The organism is Acinetobacter genomosp. 33YU, assembly GCF_001990725.1.
Lineage (GTDB): Bacteria > Pseudomonadota > Gammaproteobacteria > Pseudomonadales > Moraxellaceae > Acinetobacter > Acinetobacter seifertii.
Window position 1 is genome coordinate 79,524 of sequence record NZ_LFZQ01000001.1, and the last position, 23,430, is coordinate 102,953.

Here is a 23,430-nt window from a genome sequence, read left to right on the forward strand (position 1 = left end):
AAAAAAGCAGAACAATTGTTCTGCTTTTTTTTGGTTTGTAGTAAGCCTGTGAATAATGTTTGCAGTTTTAAGCATTAAATGCTATTTACTTCTCATCCAGAGTGTATGTTGGAAAGACAATGAAAAAAGTATTACAACCCTTATTTTTAGCTGTTCTTGCTGTGCCAAGTTTTGTTTTCGCAGCAGAAACAACTTCAGCCCCTCAAACAACAACGGTTGCTAAAGTTCGTGCAGCAACTGGTCCAACTTCGGCTCAGGCTGTAGTGAAGCAAGAAAACACGACGGTAATTAGCCCTCGTACAGGTATTCGTTATACATTGGGTAATACAGGTAATCGCCCAATCATTTTACAAACTGCTGCGATTGCTCCAGCAAACTCTGCAAACATTAATCGTATTGTTGCAACTAACCCAGCGTTGTCTGCGAAAAGCCAAGAAAAAGCAAAAATTGCTTTAATTGGTGAAGCCGCAGTTGCGGGTGCAGCAGCTGTAGCAGCAAATAATGTAACTGCTCCAGCGGCGACAAATGGTGTTGCGCCAGCGAACCCTGCATCAATGAATTAATTTTCATATATAAAAAAGCCGGTCAATTTTGAACCGGCTTTTTTATATTAGGGTGTTTGAAAATATTTAAATCTGATTATTTACATCGTCATTTTTTGTTTCACGTATTAATAAAAACGCGACCAACGATAAAAGTGATGCTGCTGTCAGATAATAACCTACAGCATATAAACCGTAAGTTTCAGCAAGTTTTGTGGCAATCAGTGGAGCAAACGATGCGCCAAAAATACCAGCTAAGTTAAAGGTTAATGCTGAACCTGTATAACGAACTGAAATTGGGAAAATCTCAGAAAGAACCGTACCAATTGGGCCATAGGTTAAACCCATAATTGATAGGCCAGTACATAAGAAAAGAAAAACGATAAGAGTATTTCCAGACTCTAGCATGCTAGAGAAGAATAATCCGAAGATCGCAGCAGCAATACATACGCCAACTGAAGTGGCTTTACGTCCAAATTTTTCTGCAAAAATAGCAGATAAAGGAATGAATGCTGCAAAACAAAGTGTCGCAAAAAGTTGAAGTTCTAAAAACTCACCACGTGCATAACCCAGTTTCGTCGTTCCCCAGTTAAGCGCGAACACTGTAGTGAGATAAAACACAACGAATGTACAGATCGCTGCAATCGTGCCGAGAATAAGCTTACCCGTATGTTTGGTAACGACTTCTTTAAATGGAATATTAACTTCTTTTTGTTTATCTAAAACTTTCTGGAAAGCTGGAGTTTCATGGAGTTTTAAACGGATATATAAACCAACAATGACCAAAATTGCACTCGCAATAAATGGAATACGCCAGCCCCATTGCATGAATGCCTGTTCAGGAATAGCCGCACTTAAAAGTAAGAATGATCCAGTTGCTAAAATAAAACCAATAGGGGCGCCAAGCTGTGGGAACATGCCATACCATGCACGCTTACCTTCTGGTGCATTTTCAGTTGCAAGTAGTACAGCACCACTCCATTCACCCCCTAGACCTAAGCCTTGTCCTAGACGGCAAGCCGCTAGTAGTAAGGGAGCCACAATCCCGATTTGTGCATAAGTTGGAAGTAGGCCAATACATACCGTTGATATACCCATGGTCAGCAAAGCTGCCACTAGTGTTGCTTTACGGCCAATACGATCCCCTAAGTGGCCAAATAAGGCTGCACCGATAGGACGAGCAATAAAGGCGATCGCAAAGGTTGCCAGAGACTGTAAGACTGCGGCACTGCCACTGCTAGCAGGGAAAAACAGGTGTGGAAAGATAATCACGGCAGCAGTTGCATAGATATAAAAGTCGAAGAACTCAATGGTTGTACCGACTAAGCTTGCAAATAAAACTCGTGCTTTTGAATTAGTGGCTACTACAGGAGCAGCAGTCGCAGAGGTTGACTCCATATAAGTCCTTATATCAATTAAAATTTATTTTTAGTTTGCTATCCTTTTTTAAAAGATAATTTTCTTAAAGAATAGCGTGAAAGAACATCATCCATGACTCTTTCAGGATCACTGAATATGAGTGAAAAATGGACTAAATAACGTACCAATAGATTGCAAGAAAGTGTGCTCCTGCACCTAAAAGCACAAAAATATGCCAGATTGCATGGGTATATCTTACCTTTTTTAATGCGTAAAACAATGCTCCAACAGTGTAAGCTAAGCCCCCAGTAATTAAGAACATCAAAGCATCTTTACTTAAATAAGTACGCATATCATCCATTACAAAAACTGCAAGCCATCCCATTAGAACATAAGCAAGTAATGAGATTTTCTGAAAACGGTGAATGAAAACTAACTTGAAAAGTGTACCAATTGCAGCAATGGCCCAAAGTGCAATAAGCAATATATGGGCTTTGGGTGTAGGTATCGCAATACTTAAAAACGGGGTATATGTTCCTGCAATTAAGTAATAAATAGCAGTGTGATCGAGTTTTTTATACCAGTAACGTAAGTTTTGGGTTTGCGCAAAGTGATAAAGAGTTGAACTGGTAAAAACGAGAATTAGGCTAAAAGCGTATACCCACAAACCTACCCACTGAGCAGTTGGAAGATAAGATCCTTTTATAATTAAAAGGATAGCGGCAACCACGGCCATAATAACGCCAGCACCATGGCTATAGGCATTAAAAAGTTCTTCTTTGGGGTCGTAAGTTTCTAACACCGATTTACTCATAAGTTTATTTTTTTGATTAAAAATACAAATGTATAGAAATACAAAACAGTCGTAAAGTTATTTTATTTTTAATCCTATACCCTTTAAACTTTCAGTTTATATGAGTCACCATTCTTTAGGTATATCTGTGTCGGTTTTCTCCTTTGAGCAAGAACAGCAATTCTTTCATGAAATCAAACAAATGCTTGATGAGCAGAGTTTTGAGCGTTTGATTTTGAGTCAATATAAAGGAGAGTTGGCACAACTAGAAAAAATCACTTTCCGCATTGTAGAGTTAAATGGGCAAAAACAACTTTCGGCTTTATATCACCACACTACTCAAGATGTGACCAAAAACTATACCTTTGAAGAGGGTTTAGAACAGATCGCAACGTTGATTGTGCAATGTAAACAAGCAAATTTATTTTCAACTCTGCAAGAAATTCAGCTTAAAAAAAATAAGAAAAAAGCCATGCTTAATATTGGTAAAAAACAAAGTACGAATATGTCTCCAACTGTACAAGCGCATGATCGTGAGAAACAGCGTTATGTACAGCAGAGTAGTGCATTTCTAAAAGAGCTTGGTATTACCGATGAAAAAGCTCAAATCATTCCAAGTATGGCTCGAAAATGGAAGCAGATTAATAAATTTATCGAAATTTTTGCGAGCGCGTATGAACAAATTGATGCAGAGCAAAAAGAATTACGCATCGTCGATTTTGGTTCAGGGAAAGGTTATTTAACTTTTGCTTTGTATGATTATTTACAGGAACAACAAAAGATTCCTTTAATTACGGGTGTAGAGCTGCGCCGTAACTTGGTGGAGTTCTGCCAGAATGTGGCAGACAAAGTGCATTTTAATCATTTGGACTTTTTTGAAGGTGATGTACGTAGTTATCAGCCAGAAAAGCTAGACGTTATGATTGCTTTGCATGCGTGTGATATCGCGACTGATTTTGCCATTCATACCGGAATTCGTTTGAACGCTTCAATGATTATGTGCGCACCGTGCTGTCACAAAGAGTTGCGTCCACAACTGCATAGTCCTGAAGTTCTACAACCGATGCTACAGTTTGGTATTCATGCTGGGCAACAAGCTGAGATGTTGACCGATACATTACGTGCGTTACTTTTAAAAGCGTATGGTTATGAAACTAAAGTTTTTGAGTTTGTATCGCTTGAGCATACCAGCAAAAACAAAATGATTTTGGCAACAAAACGCAAGAATGTTTCACAACCTGATGCAAAGATTATGGCTCAAATCCAAGCATTAAAAGAAATGTACGGGATTAAAAAACAGACCTTAGAATTGTTGTTACAAGATCAGTTGCCAATCGAAAATATTGGCTGCAAATGCTAAGAAGGCGAGTAGGATGTATGAAGTTATAGCGGGTGGTTGGGAACAGCTTGAGAAAGATGCGAAATACATCCGTGAGCAAGTCTTTATTCAAGAGCAAGGCATTGCATCCGAAGATGAATGGGATGATTTTGATGCCACTGCTGTGCACTTTATGGTGTATGACAAAGAGCAGCCTATTGCTACAGCACGTTTGTTACCGCAGCATAGTGTAGGACGTGTTGCTGTTTTAATACCTTATCGAAAGCAGGGTATAGGTAAAATTTTAATGCAGCATATTATTGACTATGCGCGTAACCAGAAACTGCCTTATTTAAAGCTTTCCGCGCAAACTTATGTGACAGCTTTTTATGAGGCTCTAGGTTTTAACGTGCAGGGTGAAGTTTACCAAGATTGTGGTATTCCACATATCAATATGATTTTAGCGTTAAGTTGAGATTCCTTTGTAGAAATCTCAACTTTGAATTACTTCATCGCATTCCAGTTTTCGATGGCTTGTAAGCCAGTCTCTAAACCAACTTCGTAACTATAACGAAGCTTTTTCGGATTTGTGGTTAAACGTCCAGCCATATTTTTAAGTGGCGGTGGGCAAACTTCTAAAATTTGCTGGTCTGGATTATTGCCACGAACAAAATCTACCGAAGCGTTATAACGGGCACAACGGTTTCGTAAACTGCTTGCAAAACCATAGTAATGTTTAAACGCATATTTTGCGAGGAATTGATCCCCTCGGCTACTGCCCTTAAAGTAATTTTTAGGACGAGTGCGTAAAACTAACAGCTTTTTAACGCCACTTTGCTGTGCTGTCCAGCGAACGGGTAAGGCATCTGCAACGCCGCCATCAAAGTATGGTTCACCCATAATATCGACGGGATGGCGCGTTAAAACCGGAATTGAGCTAGAAGCACGCAGTGCATTTAACAGATTATCTTTACCAGCACGAAGATACTCAGCATGACCAGTTTTGGCATGCGTCAACACCATATAAAAATCTGGATTTTTGGCAAAAAGGCTCTGTTGATCAAGAGGATGTTCTTTTTCACCAATTTCCCACATCCATTTTAAATCGAGTAAATCGCCACCTTTAAAGAAGCGCTTATAATCGATAAATTCAGGACGGAGGGAATGATCAATATAAAATGTTAAAGTTCGGCCTTGTTGACCTGCTAAGTAATTAGCCACATTGGTCGAACCGGAAGATACACCAACATATAAGTCAAAAGGATTGAACTGTTGTTGTAGAAAAGCATCAAGTACACCACTGGTAAAGGCACCACGCATGCCTCCACCTTCTACAACTAGTGCATTGCGGGAAAAATCTGTCATTTGAAAAATATCTGATTACTGATGTGAATGCTGATGTTCTTGCATGTCCATTCCAGGCATGTTGTCATGCTGACTTTGTTGATCTGTCGATTTTTCAGCTTTTTGTTGCATTTCGTGCTGTTGAGCTTTGCGCTGAGCACCTGGCATATAGTCAGGTTCATTACTCATTGCTAAATAGAAAAAGCCAAGGAAAATCGCACTTAAAACACCAACGATCAGAACAAATTTCCAGCCTAAAACTGCTGATTCGGAAGAATTTTTATCGGACATAAGGATTTCTCGAATGTGCTGTAGAAGCACAAAAATGAAGTCTATTTATAGCATATTTAGGCTGTAGGCAGAAATCTTAAAGAACATAAAGAAAAACCCATATAAATAAAATATATTTATATGGGTAAGGTTTATGCAGTTTTTAAATATTTAATAGATTTAAATTATTGAATATTTTGTTTCTGCTCAGCTTTGGTTTTTAGTAATGCTGGTGGTGTGAATCTCTCACCATATTTGGTAGCTAACTCTTCGGCGCGTTTTTCTGCTTTCTCAATACCATATTGATTGAGGAATTGAATCGCTCCACCAGTCCAAGGGGCATAACCAATTCCAAAAATAGAACCGACATTGGCATCAATAACCGATTCCAACACACCTTCTTCGTAACAACGTAAGGTATCTAAGGCTTGTACAAACAAAATGCGATCTATCATATCCTGCTCAGAAATATCATGATCTTTCTGCCAGCGGTTTAAGCCTTCCCATAGGTGTTTTTTACCATTTTCAGGATAGTCATAGAAACCTGCGCCAGCAGCTTTACCTTTACGGTTTAATTCATGAATCATGGTATGAATCACTTCATCTACTGGTGTTTTCGGTAGCTCTTTGCCTTCGGCTTGTAAAGCTTTACGTGCTTCGCTAGCAACATGCTCGGTTAAAGTTAAAGACACTTCATCTTGAATCGCAAGTGGTCCCACAGGCATGCCTGCTTTCAGTGCTGCCATTTCAATACGTGCTGGGTGGACACCTTCGGCAAGCAAGCGCATACCTTCTTGAATAAAAGTACCAAATACACGACTGGTAAAGAAGCCACGGCTGTCATTGACAACAATTGGTGTTTTTCCAATTTGCTGTACGAAATCGTAGGCTTTCACAAGTGTCTCTGCGGAGGTATTTTTACCTTTGATAATTTCAACCAACTGCATTTTGTCGACAGGGCTAAAGAAATGTAGACCGATAAAAGCTTTATCATCTTTACTTGCTTGCGCTAAGCCTGTGATTGGCAGGGTCGATGTATTTGATGCCATTACGCCGTTAGGTACTAAATATTGTTCGGCTTCTTGAGTGACTTTGGCTTTGAGTTCTTGATTTTCAAATACCGCTTCAATAATTAAGTCACAGCCTTGAAGGTCTTGAGCTGACGCTGTAGCCGTAATGAGCGATAAAACCTGATCACGTTTCTCTGCGGTCATACGGCCTTGTGAAACACGTTTATCTAAGAGTTTTTGTGAGTAAGCTTTGCCTTTCTCAGCATTTTCAAAAGATACATCTTTAAGTACAACTGGAATGCCTTTAATGGCTGTTGAATAGGCAATGCCCGCACCCATCATGCCTGCACCTAACACACCCACTTTAGTGGCTTGCCATTTTGCAACGTCGGCAGGGCGGCTCGCACCAGACTTAATTGCATTTAAACCATGCCAGAAAGTGCCGATCATATTTTTAGAAATTTGACCTGTTGTAAGCTGAGTAAAGTAGCGAGACTCAATGCGCAGTGCAGTGTCTACATCGACTTGAGCGCCTTCAACTGCAGCTGCCATAATTGCTTCAGGGGCAGGGTAACAGCCTTTGGTTTTGTCTTTTAACATGGCTGGTGCAATCGCGAGGACTTGTGCAACTGCCGGAGTTTTTGGGTCACCACCCGGAATTTTATAACCCTTCACGTCAAAAGGCTGTTGAGATTTCGGATTTGCCTTTATCCAAGCAATTGCTTTATCTAAAAGCTCTTGTTCATTTTCAGCAGTATCATGAATTAAACCTAAAGATTTGGCTTTATCGACACCGAACTGTTTGCCTTCCATTAAAAATGGAAATGCATTTTGAAGCCCAAGCAGACGTACCATACGCACAATACCGCCGCCGCCCGGTAATAAACCTAAAGTAACTTCTGGTAGGCCAAATTTGCTTTTCGAGTCATTGATTGCAATACGGTGATGGCAACTTAATGCAATTTCCCATCCACCGCCCAGTGCTGTGCCATTTAATGCTGCAACAACTGGAATACCAAGCGTTTCTATTGTACGTAAATGACCTTTTAGCTTTTCAACCATATTGAAAAAGTCAGTTGCATGCTCAGGTTGAACTTGAATTAGCTCATCTAAATCACCGCCTGCAAAGAACGTTTTCTTAGCCGAACGGAAAATAACGCCTGAAAGTTCTGTTTCTGTTTTAAGTTTCTGAGTGACCTCATCAAGTGAGTCACGAAACTCAGCATTCATGGTGTTCGCAGATTGACCAGTTGAATCAAGTGTCAAGATGACAATATTGTCGGCATTTTGTTCGTATTGAATTGCACTCATTTTTTATATCCCTAATTTTTATACGCGTTCAATAATGGTGGCAATACCCATACCACCGCCAACACAGAGCGTCGCTAGACCACGCTTTTTATCTTGTCGTTCAAGCTCATCAAGTAGTGTGCCCAAAATCATGGCACCTGTTGCTCCTAGCGGATGGCCTAAAGCAATCGCACCACCATTTACGTTTACTTTTTCAGCAGGGACGTTGAGTTCACTAATAAAACGCATAACGACTGCTGCGAATGCTTCGTTGACTTCAAATAGGTCAATATCATCAATCGTAAGGCCTGCTTTTTCCAAGGCTTTACGTGCAGCAGGCGCAGGACCAATTAGCATGATGGTTGGGTCAGTACCGACTAATGCAGTCGCCAAAACTTTAGCGCGTGGTTTTAAATTTTGTTCTTTTACTGCTTTTTCTGAAGCTAATAAAACGACAGCTGCTCCATCGACAATACCTGATGAGTTACCTGCGTGATGAACATGATTGATTTTTTGTGCTTCTGGATATTTTTGTAAAGCGACTGCATCAAAGCCCATTTGCCCCATCATTTCAAAACTTGGGTTGAGCTTTGCAAGACCTTCTAGTGTGGTATGGCCTTTAATAAATTCATCTTTTTCTAAAATCACCACACCTGAATGATCTTTGACTGGCACAACTGATTGGTCAAAATAACCATTTGCTTGAGCTGCCGCTGCTTTTTGTTGTGACTTCACTGCAAAGTTATCGACATCTTCACGGTTATAGCCATCTAAGGTTGCAATCAGGTCGGCCCCGATACCTTGTGGAACAAATGATGACTTAATGTTTGTTTCTGGGTCTAAAGCCCACGGCCCGCCGTCAGAACCCATTGGAATACGTGACATTGATTCAACGCCACCAGCAACGACCAAATCTTCCCAACCAGAGCGGACTTTCATGGCTGCCATGTTGACTGCTTCTAAACCTGATGCACAAAAGCGGTTAATTTGTACACCAGCAACATCATCATTCCAGCCTGCAGCAATTGCTGCGGTTTTGGCAATGTCCCCACCTTGATCTCCAATTGGCGTTACGCAGCCCAGAACAATGTCGTCCACTTTAGATGTATCAAGCTGATGGCGTTGCTGCAATTCGTTTAATAGGGTGGTGAGTAATGTGATTGGTTTTACTTCGTAAAGAGAGCCGTCTTTTTTTCCTTTTCCGCGTGGTGTGCGAATGGCATCAATAATATAAGCCTCGCTCATAACAGTTCCTTTTTTATTGCTTAAAATTTATTTGTGTTTTGAGTGTACTGGTTTTAAGAGCGAGTGCAATGACGATAAGCGCACCAGTCAGGTGATGATTTTTGCCAATTTGATGAGAGATAAGTAATCCAGCCAATTGTTAAATTTGGTGTTCTTTTACATGTTTGGAAATATCTTCGATTAGACTAGCCTTTGGAAATTATTAGTATAAGTGATGGGCCAAAGCACATGATAAAAACAAAGCGTCACTATGCTGTCATGGCATTGATATTGTCACTTTGGGGATGTGATTCATCTGGAAAAAATCTTGAAAATAATAAAGTAAGTGAGGATAAAAAAATGGGCCAAACTTATTCAAATCAAGTTACTGACGAGAGAATGTTATTGGTATTGTCTGCACCATCTGTGCATGATGCTTATTACAAATCAGCGTTTCAACAGATTGTGGATTTCCAGATTGCTTATGCAAAATCAATTTTAGGCAATGACAACGTAGTCATTTTGGTGGATGAAGACACGAAGCCTTATTTCACCGGTAAAGTTCCTGAAGATATTTTATTGGTGGATGATATTCGCGATATTTGGATGCGGGACTTCAGCACGGTTAATCCTGAGCAGCCTGTGCAATTTACTTATACTTGGGCATCAATGACTCAGAAGCAAAGTAAAGACGTGCAAAAAAGTTTTAATCAATTTGCTGATCGTTATCAAATTCAAAGAGCCAAAACTGATTTGATGATTGATGGGGGAAATCTTGTAGATGACTATGCAGGTCGTGTAATTACGACAACACGTTTTATGCAAGATAATGAGCTTAGCTACAATGAGGCCAAACAAGAGTTAAAAGCAACATTGGGTGCAACAGAGGTTGCGATTCTCGAACCAGATGAAGAAGTACTGGCACATTCAGATGGCATGGTCAGTTGGGTGGATAAAAATACATTGCTTGTGAATGACTACTCAAAAAACCCATCATTTAGGTCAATAATAATGAAGGAATTAAAAACTTCTTTTCCAACTGCAAAAATTGTGGAAGTTCCTGTTGAGTATAAAACCAATCCTAAAGGTCAATGGGAAGGTTTTGAATCAGCTTGTGGCGTAAATTTGAATGCGACGGTCACACATAATAATATTTATGTGCCCACATTTAATATGCCGCATGACGAGAAAGCATTAACGATCATCAAGCAAAATACCAGTAAGAAAGTCATTTCTGTGAATGCGGAAAATGTTTGTCCAATGGGCGGCAGCGTGCGTTGTCTCACTTGGCAAGTGGCAGGAGATAATGCTGTAAAACTTATTCAAGCTGCTAGACATAAATAATTTGATTTAAAACTGGTATCAATTTATTCATAAGCTGATACCAGTTCTTTAAACTCGCATGCTTTTTTCATTGTGCTAATAACAAATGAAGTTTATTTATATTGTTTGTATGAGAGGTTCGGATAAATCTACACCTTGGCCAACACTTGACTTAAAAACAATAATTACAATATATCGGACTTGATAATTTAATTTGGCTAGATGATTAGCAACCATTTTTCCATGGCGTCATACAAGTGAACATAAATCAAATTTTGAGATTGTCGACGAGCAAAATCAGCTTTTTTATAATCATTGTTAGTCAAGTAAATGGTATATGTACGTTTGACTACTTATCTATTTGAAAAGCAGTATTCAACTGCAAAAAGTTGAATACTGCTTTTAGAAATTATTAATTGTGATAACCGTGTAGCTGACGATATAAACCAGGCGTTACACCAGTCCATTTTTTAAATGCACGATGGAAGGTACTGGTTTCACTAAAGCCAACCTGTTGAGCAACATCTTCAAGTGTTAATTCAGGGTTGAGCAACAAGTGAATAGCAGCATCTCGACGTAAAGCGTCTTTTACGCCTTGGTAGCTTTTACCTTCAGCAGCCAAGCGGCGGCGTAAGGTTTGCGGAGATAAATACAGCATTGATGCAACGTCATTAAGCGTTGGCATTTCTTCACCAATTTGGCTCTTAAGTACGTCACGAATACGAGAAGTCAATGAGTTGGTGTTTTTGAATTTTACTAAAAGCTGAGCAGGGGCTGCTTTTAGGAACTCTTCTAGCGTTTTTTCATCTTGGCGGATTGGTAAATCAAGATAATCAGCTGCAAAAGTTATTTCGGTGCGAGGTGCATCAAACTGCATGACTGGCGCAAAGAATAACGCGTCATATTCATCTGCATGTGCAGGACGCGGATAGCTAAAATGAACACGTTCTAACGGTAAACGACGTTCAATCAGCCACGATGCTAAACCATGCCAAATCATGAGCATACTTTCAGTAATGAAATGATCTGGATCTAATGTTTTTGGAATGAGAGGTACTAAACGCGCTTCGTGTTTGTCACGCTCTAGTGTTACCGACCATTCATCACCAAATAACTTGTAAAATTGAGATGAAAGTTCGAGAGCTTGTCCCAAAGTTTTTGCATGAATAATCAACTGACACATAATGGCAAAAGTGCCCAAACGACGTGGTTGTACATCAAAACCGACGTGTTCGTCTTGGGTGACCATCCATAGCATTTTTATAAAACGGGTATATTGTTCTGGTGAGATTCGAGCTTTAGGTTGACGTAATAGTTCCGCTTCGATACCCACATGTGAAAGTAACGTCTCGACATCCATGCCAAGGCGTTTTACGCCTGTCAAAGCCGCATTCACGAAGTGGATGCTAATCGTATCGCGACTCATATTGAATCCTTCAGTCTCTTTGATGTTCACTTTAAATTGACCTAAATGACCGTCTAAAAAAATAAATTGGCGATTTACAACAGTGTAAAAGCACTTTTTACATGTTAAATTGCCGAAATGATCAAGGTAAATGGCTGAACATGACATTGTTTTAGAATATTTGCTTAACTAATATAAAAGAAAATTCGAATAATAGTGGTTAAAAATACGATGACGACAGCATTAAACGGACTTAAAGTTCTCGATTTCTCGACGCTCTTACCTGGACCTTTTGCCACAATGTACTTAGCCGATATGGGCGCAGAAGTTATCCATATCGAATCTCCATCACGTCCAGATCTCATCCGGATTATGCCGCCCTATGCCAATGGACAGGCGACTGCACATAGTTATCTAAATCGAAATAAACAGTCGATTGTTCTAGATTTAAAAGATGCTGCCAGTATTGATCTGATAAAAGCCAAGATTTCCGAGTTTGATATTGTCATAGAACAGTTTCGGCCAGATGTTATGCGCCGTTTAGGGCTAGACTATGCAACACTTGCAGAAATTAACCCGCGTTTAATTTATTGCTCAATCACAGGTTATGGACAAACTGGAAACTATAAAGATCGAGCTGGACACGACATTAATTACTTAGCTTTAGCGGGTATTGCAGGTTATAGCGGTCGACAAGATAGCGGCCCGCCACCGCTTGGCATTCAGGTTGCTGATATTGCAGGCGGATCATTACATGCAGTTATTGCTATTTTGGCTGCGGTTGTCGAACGCAGTCGTAGTGGTATGGGACAATATATTGATATTTCCATGACCGATTGTGTGGCGAGTCTAAATAGCATGGCAGCATCAGCCGCACTTGCAGGTCAAGTTGAGCAGGCGCCAGAGCAGGGCATGCTCAACGGTGGCATTTTCTATGACTATTATATGACTCAAGATGGTCGTTATCTTTCTATTGGTAGTCTTGAGCCACAATTTATGGCTGGGTTGTCTGCTGCATTAGATTTACCTGTGCTGTTGCAAAAAGGCGCTTCATTAGATGTCCAAGATCGACAAGAAGTGAAGCAAGCTATTCAAGAAAAAATTAAAGCCAAAACGTTCAAAGAATGGCATGAAATTTTTGCAAATTTGGATGTTTGTGTAGAGCCAGTATTGAGTTTGAGTGAGGCTTTAAACTCGCCATTAGCACAACAACGTGGATGGATTGTGGATGTTCCTTTGCAAAATAATACGACAGATACAGAACCACAGATCGCATGCCCAATAAAGTTTTCACGTTCACAAATGCGATATTCCTTTGTAGGTCAAAAGCTTGGTGAGGGACAGTGGTAATGTCTTAGGGTTATTTCTTATACAGTGTGTATTAAGATTATTATCTGATTAATCAATTGATTAACATTTTGAATAATTTCTTTACATAAAATTAGCGTAACCTTTATAAACAAAGACATAAAAGGTACGTAAACATGAAAACGCATAAATCTTTGATGGTTTCCTGTTTATCCGTTTTATCAATTACTCTTTTTGTTCAGCATGCACAAGCTGCTGCTGCATTTGACCCAAATGGTTCTTGGATGTTGGGTGATTGGAACGGGCAACGCACAGCGTTACAAGCACAAGGTTATGATTTTTCTTTTGGATATACCGGTGAATATGCCGGTATTTTAGATTCAAAGAATACTTCTTCACATGGCAGTGCTTATACAGGGCAACTCGCTTTAGGTTCGCATTTGGACCTGAGTAAAATTTTAGGGTGGCAAGATACAGAAGCTCAAATCACGTTAACTTATCGTGATGGGCAATCGCTTTCTGAACATTCTCCTGCTTTAGCTGGACACATTAGTTCTGCACAAGAAGTGTGGGGGCGTGAGCAAACTTGGCGTTTAACTGATTTATGGATTAAGAAAAAATTCCTTGATCAAAAGTTAGATGTGAAAGTTGGTCGTTTTGGTGAAGGCGAAGACTTTAATAGTTTTGACTGTGACTTCCAGAACTTGGCACTTTGTGGTTCACAAGTGGGTAACTGGGTTGGCGACCAATGGTATAACTGGCCAGTGAGCCAATGGGCAATGCGTGTTAAATATAACGTGCAACCTGATCTATATACGCAAGTCGGTGTATATGAATATAACCCAGAGAACTTGGAACGAGGCAAAGGCTTTAACCTGAGCACAGACGGATCTCACGGTGCAATTATTCCAGCAGAGGTCGTTTGGTCACCTAAATTAGGTGTGCAAAGCATGCCTGGTGAATACCGTTTAGGTTATTACTACAGCACTGCTGATGCAGAGGAAATTGCCAATCCAACCAAAACATCGCATAAACAAGGTGTTTGGGTAACTGCAAAACAAAAACTATTCCAACCAGCTGACCAAACTGATCGTGGTTTAACAGGTTTTGTGAATCTGACTTTCCATGACTCAGATACCAATAAAGTCGATAACATGCAAAATGTAGGCTTGGTCTACAAAGGTTTGCTCAATCAACGTCCTCAAGATGAATTAGCACTTGGTGTTGCTCGTATTCATATCAATGATGACTGGAGCGATATTCAAGCCAAAGAATATGACACTGAATACAATACCGAGCTTTATTACGGTATTCATGCCACTAATTGGCTAACTATTCGTCCAAATGTGCAATATGTTCGTCATGTTGGTGCATTAAAAAATGGTGATAACACTTGGGTAGGCGGTATTAAATTCTCAACCGTATTCTAAGTAACTATTCCGAAAAACGGATTGTCGATGGCTAAATCATTAATTGAAGTATCCAGACCTTCCGTTTTTTTCTTCGTGCCTGAATTTTGTTTTAGATGTATTGATGATGTCATTTCTCTCTAAGATTTTTGACACATCTTTCCGATAAAAATGATGATTAATAAGAGGTGGTTTATGAATCAACCTTCTTCAAGATCAGGTTTAACGACTTTTACCGTAATTATTATTGGGTTATTGGCGTTATTCCTGCTAATTGGAGGTATTTGGCTCGCTACACTAGGCGGTTCAATTTACTACATTGTAGCTGGAGTCTTACTTCTCATTGTTACATGGCAACTCTACAAGCGTGCGTCAACAGCTTTGTGGGTTTATGCCGCATTAATGCTAGGTACCATTATCTGGAGTGTCTGGGAAGTTGGAACAGACTTTTGGGCGCTTGCACCACGTTTAGATATTTTAGGTATTCTTGGTTTATGGTTATTGGTTCCGGCTGTGACTCGTGGAATCAACAACCTTGGATCAAGTAAAGTTGCCTTATCTTCAACTTTAGCGATTGCAATCGTATTGATGGTTTATTCTATCTTTAACGATCCGCAAGAAATTAATGGTGAGATTAAAACACCACAACCAGAAACTGCTCAAGCCGTTCCAGGTGTAGCAGAGAGTGATTGGCCAGCTTATGGTCGTACTCAAGCAGGTGAACGTTATTCTCCACTTAAACAGATTAATGACCAAAACGTCAAAGATTTGAAAGTGGCTTGGACACTACGTACTGGTGATTTCAAGACAGATAATGATTCGGGTGAAACAACCAATCAGGTTACGCCAATTAAAATTGGCAATAACATGTTTATCTGTACAGCTCATCAACAGTTAATTGCGATTGATCCAGCGACTGGTAAAGAAAAATGGCGTTTTGATCCGAAGCTTAAAACGGATAAATCGTTCCAGCATTTAACTTGCCGTGGTGTAATGTACTACGATGCAAACAACACAACTGAGTTTGCGACAAGCTTGCAAACCAAGAAGTCGACTTCAACTCAATGTCCTCGTAAAGTCTTTGTTCCAGTCAATGATGGACGTTTAGTTGCTGTAAATGCTGATACTGGTAAAGCATGTACTGACTTTGGTCAAAATGGTGAAGTGAACTTACAAGAGTTTATGCCATATGCTTATCCCGGTGGTTATAACCCAACATCTCCGGGTGTTGTGACAGGTTCAACTGTCGTAATTGCGGGTTCTGTAACAGATAACTACTCAAATAAAGAGCCATCAGGTGTTATTCGTGGTTATGACGTAAATACTGGTAAGCTTCTTTGGGTATTTGACACTGGTGCAGCAGATCCAAATGCTATGCCTGGACAAGGTACAACATTTGTTCATAACTCTCCAAATGCTTGGGCACCTTTAGCATACGATGCCAAACTTGATATCGTTTATGTTCCAACAGGCGTAGGTACTCCAGATATCTGGGGTGGTGACCGTACTGAGTTGAAAGAACGTTATGCGAACTCAATGTTAGCGATTAATGCTTCAACTGGTAAATTGATATGGAACTTCCAGACCACTCATCATGACTTGTGGGATATGGACGTGCCATCTCAGCCATCTTTGGCAGATATTAAAGACAAAGCAGGTAAAACTGTTCCAGCAATCTATGTATTGACTAAAACAGGTAATGCTTTTGTTCTTGATCGTCGTAATGGTCAGCCGATTGTTCCTGTAACTGAAAAACCAGTTCCACAAACAGTTAAGCGCGGTCCACAAACCAAAGGCGAGCACTATTCAAAAACTCAGCCATTCTCTGACTTGAACTTGGCGCCACAAGATAAATTGACTGATAAAGATATGTGGGGTGCCACAATGCTTGATCAGCTCATGTGTCGTGTATCTTTCAAACGTCTAAATTACGATGGTATTTATACACCACCATCAGAAAACGGTACTTTAGTTTTCCCTGGTAACCTAGGCGTGTTTGAATGGGGCGGTATGTCAGTTAACCCTGATCGTCAGGTTGCTGTAATGAACCCGATTGGTCTGCCATTCGTAAGCCGTTTAATTCCTGAAGATCCAAACCGTGCACAAACTGCAAAAGGTGCAGGAACTGAGCAGGGTATTCAGCCAATGTATGGCGTACCTTATGGTGTCGAAATCAGCGCATTCTTATCTCCACTTGGTTTACCTTGTAAACAACCAGCTTGGGGTTATGTAGCTGGTGTAGACTTGAAAACGCATCAGGTTGTATGGAAAAAACGTATTGGTACTATCCGTGATAGCTTGCCAAAACTATTCCAATTACCAGCTGTGAAAATTGGTGTTCCTGGTTTAGGTGGTTCAATTTCTACCGCAGGTAATGTCATGTTTGTTGGTGCAACTCAAGATAACTACATCCGTGCCTTTAACGTTACGAATGGTAAGAAACTTTGGGAAGCGCGTTTACCAGCAGGTGGACAAGCAACACCAATGACTTACGAAATTAATGGTAAGCAATATGTTGTGATCATGGCCGGTGGTCATGGTTCATTTGGTACAAAAATGGGCGACTATTTAGTAGCTTATGCATTGCCAGATAACAAATAAACCTTTGCTATAAAAAAAGCCCAGATTGATCTGGGCTTTTTTTATATTGATTTATATTAAAGCTTATCAATAAAACCGTTATTAAATATGCAAAAAAAGCATTTTATTGATGAATAAAAGCTCGCTATGCTATCCGCCTTAATAATGAATCTACTAGCCATACGCCATGTATTTATATACCGATTTCGACCAGCAGCTGGTTAATGAACGAGTTGCTCAGTTCCGTGATCAGACTGAACGCTATTTAGCTGGCAAACTTTCTGAAGATGAATATCGTCCATTACGTTTGCAAAATGGTTTATATGTGCAACGTTATGCGCCTATGCTGCGTATTGCTGTGCCGTATGGCTTAATGAATTCTAAACAATTACGAAAAGTTGCTGAAGTTTCAACTGCTTATGACCGTGGCTATGCGCATGTATCTACGCGTCAAAACATTCAATTAAACTGGCCTGCACTTGAAGACGTGCCAGATATTTTAGCTGAACTTGCAACTGTACAAATGCATGCCATTCAAACGAGTGGTAACTGTATTCGTAACACAACAACTGACCAATATGCTGGTGTGGTTGCTGGTGAAATTGCAGACCCACGTCCAACATGTGAATTGATTCGTCAGTGGAGTACATTCCACCCTGAATTTGCATTCTTGCCACGTAAGTTCAAAATCGCAGTTTCTGCACTTGAAGAAAAAGATCGTGCAGCAACGGCATTCCACGATATTGGTGTTTACATCGTGCGTAATGAAGCGGGTGAAATTGGCTATAAAATTATGGCTGGTGGTGGTTTAGGCCGTACTCCAATCATTGGTAGCGTTATTCGCGAGTTTTTACCACGTGAAGATTTAATTGCTTACTTAGAAGCAGTTCTACGTGTTTATAACTTGCATGGCCGTCGTGATAATAAATATAAAGCACGTATTAAAATTCTAGTTAAGGCATTAACGCCTGAAGTATTTGCTCAGAAAGTTGAAGCTGAATTTGAACATACACGTGAAGCATTGAAAATTCAGCCAGAAATTTTGAAAAAACTGGATGAAGAATTTACCCCGTTTGATTATCAAGATTTAGCAGATGAAGACTTTACCGCTTTATTTGCAGAGCATCCAAAATTCAAGCAATGGTTCAATATCAACACGCATGCACATAAAGTGAAAGGCTATCGTATTGTTACGATTTCTCTAAAACGTGCAGGTATCGCACCGGGCGATATGACCACCGAAGAAATGAACTTTATTGCAGATCTTGCTGATAAATATACTTTCGGTGAACTTCGCACGACTCACGAACAAAATATTGCTTTGGCAGACGTACCTCAAAAAGACTTGTTTGATTTATGGCAAGCACTTGAACAACAAAATATGGCACGCGCACATATTGGTTTCATTACCGATATCATTAGTTGCCCAGGCGGTGATTTCTGTTCACTAGCAAATGCGAAATCAATTCCAATTGCTGAAGCGATTACACGTCGTTTTGATGACTTAGATAAAGTTTATGATCTTGGTCATTTAGATCTAAATATTTCTGGTTGTATGAATGCTTGTGGTCATCACCACGTAGGTAACATCGGTATTTTAGGTGTAGATAAGAAAGGCGCTGAATTCTACCAAATTACATTAGGTGGTAATTCTGACCATGATGCATCAATCGGTGACATCTTAGGGCCATCATTTGCAGCAGATGCTGTGCCAGATGTTATTGAAGAAGTATTAAATACTTATCTTGATTTGCGTACAGAAGGTGAGCGTTTTGTTGACACATATCGCCGTGTAGGAATTCAACCATTTAAGGAGCGTGCATATGCTTAATACAGCTCTACCAGTGCTTTATAAAGACGGCACGATTGCAGATAATACTTATCAAATCATTGCTGAAGATGGTGTGATTCCTCAAGGTGACGTTGTCGTAACAACGGCTCAACTTGACCAATTAGTCAACATTCAAGGCAAAAAAGCTTTGTATGTGACGGTAAATGATTCGCCTGAAAATCATACTTTCCCATTAAATGAACTAGATGCAATTTTCATTGAGTTTGCGGGTTTTGGTGATGGCCGAGGTTACTCATTTGCAGCATTGTTACGTCGCCAAGGTTTCCAAGGTGAGTTACGTGCAACAGGTGATGTATTTAAGGATGTTTTAAACTACTTAAAGCGTTCTGGTTTTGATAGCTTTGTTGTAAAAGAAGGCAAAGACGTACAAGAAGCTGCGGCAGGTTTGCAAGATTTTACCAATCCGTATCAAGCCTCAACTGCTGTGCCAAAAGCGAGCTACCAAACGGGTGCTTAAGATATGCTGACATAAAAAATCCCGCAATTTGCGGGATTTTTTATATTTAAAATTATGTATCAAGTTGGCAATTAACCATCCACTTTATGCCGAACTGATCAGTAAAAGCACCATACAATGCTCCCCAAAAAGTCTTTTCTAGAGGCATTTCAATTTGGCCATTTACAGATAGGGCATCAAAAAGTTGTTTAGCTTTTTCTTGCTCGTCCTTTTCAAGATTAATTGCGATGTAGTGATTATTACCTTGGGTAAAAACACTGTTAGGCGCACAGAATTGATCATTTGTATCTGATGCCATAAGTACAGTGTATTCATTGATAGGTAGAGAAACGTGAAGAACCAGATTTTTGTTCGCTTCTGATAAGGTCACACCTTCGGGAGCGGGCATATCACCATAGCGACTCAGCATGGCAAACTCTCCACCAAAGACTGATTTATAAAAGTTAAACGCTTGTTCCGCCTGACCCTGAAAGTTGAGATAGTGATTGAGTTGCATTGTTATTGTCCATTGTTGTTTTCGTTTAAAAGAATAAGTTAAAACTTAAAAGTGATTTTGTGGGTCATTTTTTGTAGTTTTTTCATAAAAAAAATCCCACTGAAGTGGGATCTTAAAATAATGAATTTAGATTAAATGAGTTCAATCGCAACGGCTGTTGCTTCGCCACCACCAATACAGAGTGCTGCAATACCTTTTTTACCGCCAGTACGTTTAAGTGCATGAATCAGGGTAAGAATAATACGTGAACCTGTTGAGCCTACTGGGTGACCTAGTGCACAAGCACCGCCATTGATATTCACTTTCTCTGCATCAAGTTTGAAATCATCAATTGGACACATTGTAACCATAGCAAAGGCTTCATTAATTTCCCAAAGATCGACATCTTGGGCATTCCATCCTGCTTTTTTTAGAACTTTTTCAATGGCACCAACAGGAGCAATTGTAAATTCTGAAGGATGCTGAGAGTTTGAAGCTGTTGCAATAATTTTTGCCAGTGGTTGTAAACCACGTTGAGTAGCAACCTCACTTGAAGTTAATACTAACGCAGATGCACCATCCGAAATAGAGCTTGCGTTTGCTGCGGTAATTGTACCGTCTTTTGCAAAAGCTGGTTTAAGCGAAGGAATTTTGTCGATCTTTGCATTTAAAGGTTGTTCATCTTGATCAACAACGACATCACCTTTACGGCTAGGTACGGTAACAGGAACGATTTCATCTTTGAAATAGCCTTCGGTAATTGCAGTTTGAGCACGTTTTAATGAGCGAATTGCAAAGTCATCCATTTGCTCACGTGTATAGCCACGAGTATTTGCCATATCTTGAGCAAAAGAACCCATTAAACGACCTGTTTCAGCATCTTCAAGTCCATCAAAGAACATATGGTCTTTAATTTCGCCATGACCCATACGGTAGCCAGCTCGTGCTTTAGGTAGAACATAAGGGGCATTTGTCATCGACTCCATACCACCTGCAACCACAATTTCAGCACTGCCTGCTTTGATCATATCGGCTGCTTGCATTACGGCTTTCATACCTGAACCACAAAGTTTATTAATCGTCACTGCACCTGTAGAGTCTGGTAAACCAGCTTTACGCATCGCTTGACGAGCAGGGCCTTGTTTTAAACCAGCAGGAAGAACACATCCCATAATGACTTCTTCAACATCAGTAGGCTGCAAACCTGCTCGTGCGATTGCTTCTTTAATTGTTACTGCACCTAGTTCGGGAGCAGTTAGACCAGACAGTGATCCTTGAAAACCACCCATAGCAGTACGAGCACCATTAACAATTACGATGTCAGTCATTGTTGTAATCTCCGATTGTTCTTTATCTCAAATTAAGAAAACATTAAAACTTAAGCAGTATATTGCAAAATGGGGATAGTATTGGGTTCTGCATTAGACTGTAGAGTTCTAACAATTTTGAGATTCTTCTAAGCGGATGTGCCCCATTTTGCTGAGAATTAATTTAAAATTTTTAAGCTGATCATAAGAACAATAAATAAAACTACCATTAGACTCGATTGGAAGTCCGGAATTGCCCTGAAAAACAATACTATTTTGTTTTTTTCCAAAACGTTGTAATTTCATAGAGCCATAATGATGATTAAGATCTATGGAAGTTAATAACTCTTCATTTAAGTCATGTTGTAGATTACGATTATTGTCTACAAAGCTAATGAGTTGACTATTCCAGTTCGTATTACAAATGAATTGATCGGAACTGGGACACAGAACAATGTTTGTATGCCTAACAATCGCGTCATATTTGGCTTTTTGTATATGAATTGTGAGTACACGCGGAGTATTTTTTAATTCTGCAGTTGCCATAAATTGATGGTATAAAGGAATGGCTATAACTGACATAATTACAATAATTACGAGGGTTATAGAGAGTTCAACTATAGTAAAACCGGGAGATTTAAACATTAAAAAACCTTAATATATGTATAAATAGAGCAATTTTATGTTTTCTGACAATGATTTATATTATTTTTTATAATAAGGAAACACAAAATTAAATAAGGGTTATCAGTTGGCTAGAATACTGGTAAAATCACCGCAAGCGAAACAAAGAAGTTATTCATTTTTGCTAGTTGAGTAAAAAATTACCGAATTACAACGGAAATTGTAAGTAATTTTGTCAATAATTTACTTGATTAAAATTATCAAGCACTTGGAAAGTTTATCAAGTGTTTGTATGATTCAAATGTGAATAGCTTAAAAATAATACTGGGGTAAAAATATCTCAGGGGCCAATAAATTTAGGCTGAGCTTGAACAACAATTGTTATCTCTGGAGGATATCCATGAAATTGAGTCGTATTGCACTTGCTACTATGCTTGTTGCTGCTCCATTAGCTGCTGCTAATGCTGGCGTAACAGTTACTCCATTATTGCTTGGTTACACTTTCCAAGACAGCCAACACAATAACGGTGGTGACAAAGGTAGTTTAACTAACGGACCTGAGTTACAAGACGATTTATTCGTTGGTGCAGCTTTAGGTGTTGAGTTAACACCATGGTTAGGTTTTGAAGCTGAATATAACCAAGTTAAAGGTGATGTAAACGGTATTGCGGGTGCTCCAAATGCTGAATACAAACAAAAACAAATCAATGGTAACTTCTATGTTACTTCTGATTTGATTACTAAAAACTATGACAGCAAATTCAAGCCATACGTATTGTTAGGTGCTGGTCACTACAAATACGATATTCCTGATCTTGGTTACCACACTAGCGAAGAAGGTACTTTAGGTAATGCTGGTATCGGTGCGTTCTATCGCATCAACGATGCTTTATCTCTTCGTACAGAAGCTCGTGGTACTTATAACTTTGACGAACAATTCTGGAACTATACAGCTCTTGCTGGTTTAAACGTAGTTCTTGGTGGTCACTTGAAGCCTGCTGCTCCAGTAGTAGAAGTTGCTCCAGTTGAACCAACTCCAGTTGCTCCACAACCACAAGAGTTAACTGAAGACCTTAACATGGAACTTCGTGTGTTCTTTGATACTAACAAGTCAAACATCAAAGACCAATACAAGCCAGAAATCGCTAAAGTTGCTGAGAAGTTAACTGAATACCCTAACGCTACTGCACGTATCGAAGGTCACACAGATAACACTGGTCCACGTAAGTTGAACGAACGTTTATCTTTAGCTCGTGCTAACTCTGTTAAATCAGCTCTTGTAAACGAATACAATGTTGACGCTTCTCGTTTGTCTACTCAAGGTTTCGCTTGGGATCAACCGATTGCTGACAACAAAACTAAAGAAGGTCGTGCTATGAACCGTCGTGTATTCGCGACAATCACTGGTAGCCGTACTGTAGTAGTTCAACCTGGTCAACAAGCTCAATAATTTGAGTTTCTGAACAGTAAAAAAGCGACTCTAACGAGTCGCTTTTTTTATTGCGATTTTTCAAATATTTTTTCATTTCTATATCTCCTC

The 23,430-nt window shown here is 39.6% G+C and carries 20 protein-coding genes; 10 read left to right on the forward strand and 10 right to left on the reverse strand.

Features of this window, described 5'->3' with window-relative positions:
* Positions 1-119 precede the first annotated feature (119 nt).
* Entirely contained in the window at positions 120-563 is a 444-nt protein-coding gene (locus tag AC056_RS00385; RefSeq protein ID WP_019457514.1) for a hypothetical protein, read from the forward strand.
* Positions 564-629: 66 nt separating this feature from the next.
* Here the strand turns inward: AC056_RS00385 and AC056_RS00390 are convergent, their stop codons facing one another.
* The gene (locus AC056_RS00390) at positions 630-1,940 is read right to left on the reverse strand and encodes an MFS transporter (RefSeq protein ID WP_019457515.1); all 1,311 of its coding nucleotides are present in this window, start codon (positions 1,938-1,940) and stop codon (positions 630-632) included.
* Positions 1,941-2,073: 133 nt separating this feature from the next.
* A complete protein-coding gene (trhA, locus tag AC056_RS00395) occupies positions 2,074-2,715 on the reverse strand; it encodes a PAQR family membrane homeostasis protein TrhA (RefSeq protein WP_077162403.1) in 642 nt (213 codons plus the stop codon).
* Between the two features lie 127 nt (positions 2,716-2,842).
* Between trhA and AC056_RS00400 the strand changes: the two genes are divergently transcribed.
* The gene (locus AC056_RS00400; RefSeq protein WP_077162404.1) at positions 2,843-4,054 is read left to right on the forward strand and encodes a class I SAM-dependent methyltransferase; all 1,212 of its coding nucleotides are present in this window, start codon (positions 2,843-2,845) and stop codon (positions 4,052-4,054) included.
* A 13-nt stretch (positions 4,055-4,067) separates the two neighbouring features.
* Complete coding sequence (locus AC056_RS00405; RefSeq protein ID WP_004705721.1) at positions 4,068-4,487, forward strand: GNAT family N-acetyltransferase; 420 nt, start codon at positions 4,068-4,070, stop codon at positions 4,485-4,487.
* 29 nt (positions 4,488-4,516) lie between these two features.
* Here the strand turns inward: AC056_RS00405 and AC056_RS00410 are convergent, their stop codons facing one another.
* From AC056_RS00410 to AC056_RS00425, 4 genes are all read right to left on the reverse strand, one after another.
* The gene (locus tag AC056_RS00410; RefSeq protein ID WP_068936774.1) at positions 4,517-5,377 is read right to left on the reverse strand and encodes a patatin-like phospholipase family protein; all 861 of its coding nucleotides are present in this window, start codon (positions 5,375-5,377) and stop codon (positions 4,517-4,519) included.
* Positions 5,378-5,392: 15 nt separating this feature from the next.
* Entirely contained in the window at positions 5,393-5,647 is a 255-nt protein-coding gene (locus AC056_RS00415) for a hypothetical protein (protein ID WP_019457519.1), read from the reverse strand.
* A 164-nt stretch (positions 5,648-5,811) separates the two neighbouring features.
* Positions 5,812-7,947 (reverse strand): 3-hydroxyacyl-CoA dehydrogenase NAD-binding domain-containing protein, encoded by a 2,136-nt coding sequence (locus AC056_RS00420; RefSeq protein WP_077162405.1) that lies wholly within the window; start codon positions 7,945-7,947, stop codon positions 5,812-5,814.
* Between the two features lie 18 nt (positions 7,948-7,965).
* Positions 7,966-9,171 (reverse strand): acetyl-CoA C-acetyltransferase, encoded by a 1,206-nt coding sequence (locus tag AC056_RS00425; protein WP_077162406.1) that lies wholly within the window; start codon positions 9,169-9,171, stop codon positions 7,966-7,968.
* 228 nt (positions 9,172-9,399) lie between these two features.
* On the opposite strand from AC056_RS00425, the gene AC056_RS00430 reads away from it, so the two are divergent.
* Positions 9,400-10,494 carry an agmatine deiminase family protein gene (locus tag AC056_RS00430; RefSeq protein WP_077162407.1) on the forward strand — a complete coding sequence of 365 codons (1,095 nt, stop codon included), beginning with the start codon at positions 9,400-9,402 and terminating at the stop codon, positions 10,492-10,494.
* Between the two features lie 391 nt (positions 10,495-10,885).
* Here the strand turns inward: AC056_RS00430 and AC056_RS00435 are convergent, their stop codons facing one another.
* Complete coding sequence (locus AC056_RS00435; RefSeq protein WP_039253244.1) at positions 10,886-11,899, reverse strand: AraC family transcriptional regulator; 1,014 nt, start codon at positions 11,897-11,899, stop codon at positions 10,886-10,888.
* Positions 11,900-12,109: 210 nt separating this feature from the next.
* On the opposite strand from AC056_RS00435, the gene AC056_RS00440 reads away from it, so the two are divergent.
* From AC056_RS00440 to AC056_RS00460, 5 genes are all read left to right on the forward strand, one after another.
* A complete protein-coding gene (locus AC056_RS00440; protein ID WP_077162408.1) occupies positions 12,110-13,228 on the forward strand; it encodes a CaiB/BaiF CoA transferase family protein in 1,119 nt (372 codons plus the stop codon).
* A 155-nt stretch (positions 13,229-13,383) separates the two neighbouring features.
* Positions 13,384-14,616 (forward strand): carbohydrate porin, encoded by a 1,233-nt coding sequence (locus tag AC056_RS00445; RefSeq protein ID WP_077162497.1) that lies wholly within the window; start codon positions 13,384-13,386, stop codon positions 14,614-14,616.
* 174 nt (positions 14,617-14,790) lie between these two features.
* Positions 14,791-17,196 carry a glucose/quinate/shikimate family membrane-bound PQQ-dependent dehydrogenase gene (locus AC056_RS00450; RefSeq protein WP_019457525.1) on the forward strand — a complete coding sequence of 802 codons (2,406 nt, stop codon included), beginning with the start codon at positions 14,791-14,793 and terminating at the stop codon, positions 17,194-17,196.
* Positions 17,197-17,362: 166 nt separating this feature from the next.
* Positions 17,363-19,006: a nitrite/sulfite reductase gene (locus AC056_RS00455; protein ID WP_077162409.1), complete on the forward strand. Its 1,644-nt coding sequence runs from the start codon at positions 17,363-17,365 to the stop codon at positions 19,004-19,006.
* Entirely contained in the window at positions 18,999-19,484 is a 486-nt protein-coding gene (locus tag AC056_RS00460; RefSeq protein WP_077162410.1) for a DUF934 domain-containing protein, read from the forward strand. The genes AC056_RS00455 and AC056_RS00460 overlap by 8 nt, the downstream gene beginning before the upstream one ends.
* Before the next feature lie 52 nt (positions 19,485-19,536).
* On the opposite strand, the gene AC056_RS00465 is transcribed toward AC056_RS00460, so the two are convergent.
* From AC056_RS00465 to AC056_RS00475, 3 genes are all read right to left on the reverse strand, one after another.
* On the reverse strand, positions 19,537-19,980 hold the full coding sequence (locus tag AC056_RS00465; protein WP_077162411.1) for a VOC family protein: 444 nt from the start codon (positions 19,978-19,980) through the stop codon (positions 19,537-19,539).
* A gap of 131 nt (positions 19,981-20,111) precedes the next feature.
* Entirely contained in the window at positions 20,112-21,287 is a 1,176-nt protein-coding gene (locus tag AC056_RS00470) for a thiolase family protein (RefSeq protein WP_077162412.1), read from the reverse strand.
* Positions 21,288-21,395: 108 nt separating this feature from the next.
* The gene (locus tag AC056_RS00475) at positions 21,396-21,911 is read right to left on the reverse strand and encodes a GspH/FimT family pseudopilin (RefSeq protein WP_077162413.1); all 516 of its coding nucleotides are present in this window, start codon (positions 21,909-21,911) and stop codon (positions 21,396-21,398) included.
* Positions 21,912-22,290: 379 nt separating this feature from the next.
* On the opposite strand from AC056_RS00475, the gene omp38 reads away from it, so the two are divergent.
* A complete protein-coding gene (gene omp38, locus AC056_RS00480) occupies positions 22,291-23,340 on the forward strand; it encodes an outer membrane protein Omp38 (protein WP_077162414.1) in 1,050 nt (349 codons plus the stop codon).
* Positions 23,341-23,430 lie beyond the last annotated feature (90 nt).

Excerpts from the sequence above, each read along its gene's own strand:
- trhA (WP_077162403.1), bottom strand. The coding sequence starts at position 2,715 with ATGAGTAAATCGGTGTTAGAAACTTACGACCCCAAAGAAGAACTTTTT.
- AC056_RS00450 (WP_019457525.1), top strand. The coding sequence starts at position 14,791 with ATGAATCAACCTTCTTCAAGATCAGGTTTAACGACTTTTACCGTAATT.
- AC056_RS00455 (WP_077162409.1), top strand. The coding sequence starts at position 17,363 with ATGTATTTATATACCGATTTCGACCAGCAGCTGGTTAATGAACGAGTT.
- omp38 (WP_077162414.1), top strand. The coding sequence starts at position 22,291 with ATGAAATTGAGTCGTATTGCACTTGCTACTATGCTTGTTGCTGCTCCA.
- AC056_RS00470 (WP_077162412.1), bottom strand. The coding sequence starts at position 21,287 with ATGACTGACATCGTAATTGTTAATGGTGCTCGTACTGCTATGGGTGGT.
- AC056_RS00460 (WP_077162410.1), top strand. The coding sequence starts at position 18,999 with ATGCTTAATACAGCTCTACCAGTGCTTTATAAAGACGGCACGATTGCA.
- AC056_RS00465 (WP_077162411.1), bottom strand. The coding sequence starts at position 19,980 with ATGCAACTCAATCACTATCTCAACTTTCAGGGTCAGGCGGAACAAGCG.
- AC056_RS00445 (WP_077162497.1), top strand. The coding sequence starts at position 13,384 with ATGGTTTCCTGTTTATCCGTTTTATCAATTACTCTTTTTGTTCAGCAT.
- AC056_RS00430 (WP_077162407.1), top strand. The coding sequence starts at position 9,400 with ATGATAAAAACAAAGCGTCACTATGCTGTCATGGCATTGATATTGTCA.
- AC056_RS00390 (WP_019457515.1), bottom strand. The coding sequence starts at position 1,940 with ATGGAGTCAACCTCTGCGACTGCTGCTCCTGTAGTAGCCACTAATTCA.
- AC056_RS00385 (WP_019457514.1), top strand. The coding sequence starts at position 120 with ATGAAAAAAGTATTACAACCCTTATTTTTAGCTGTTCTTGCTGTGCCA.
- AC056_RS00405 (WP_004705721.1), top strand. The coding sequence starts at position 4,068 with ATGTATGAAGTTATAGCGGGTGGTTGGGAACAGCTTGAGAAAGATGCG.
- AC056_RS00415 (WP_019457519.1), bottom strand. The coding sequence starts at position 5,647 with ATGTCCGATAAAAATTCTTCCGAATCAGCAGTTTTAGGCTGGAAATTT.
- AC056_RS00410 (WP_068936774.1), bottom strand. The coding sequence starts at position 5,377 with ATGACAGATTTTTCCCGCAATGCACTAGTTGTAGAAGGTGGAGGCATG.
- AC056_RS00420 (WP_077162405.1), bottom strand. The coding sequence starts at position 7,947 with ATGAGTGCAATTCAATACGAACAAAATGCCGACAATATTGTCATCTTG.
- AC056_RS00440 (WP_077162408.1), top strand. The coding sequence starts at position 12,110 with ATGACGACAGCATTAAACGGACTTAAAGTTCTCGATTTCTCGACGCTC.
- AC056_RS00425 (WP_077162406.1), bottom strand. The coding sequence starts at position 9,171 with ATGAGCGAGGCTTATATTATTGATGCCATTCGCACACCACGCGGAAAA.
- AC056_RS00435 (WP_039253244.1), bottom strand. The coding sequence starts at position 11,899 with ATGAGTCGCGATACGATTAGCATCCACTTCGTGAATGCGGCTTTGACA.
- AC056_RS00475 (WP_077162413.1), bottom strand. The coding sequence starts at position 21,911 with ATGTTTAAATCTCCCGGTTTTACTATAGTTGAACTCTCTATAACCCTC.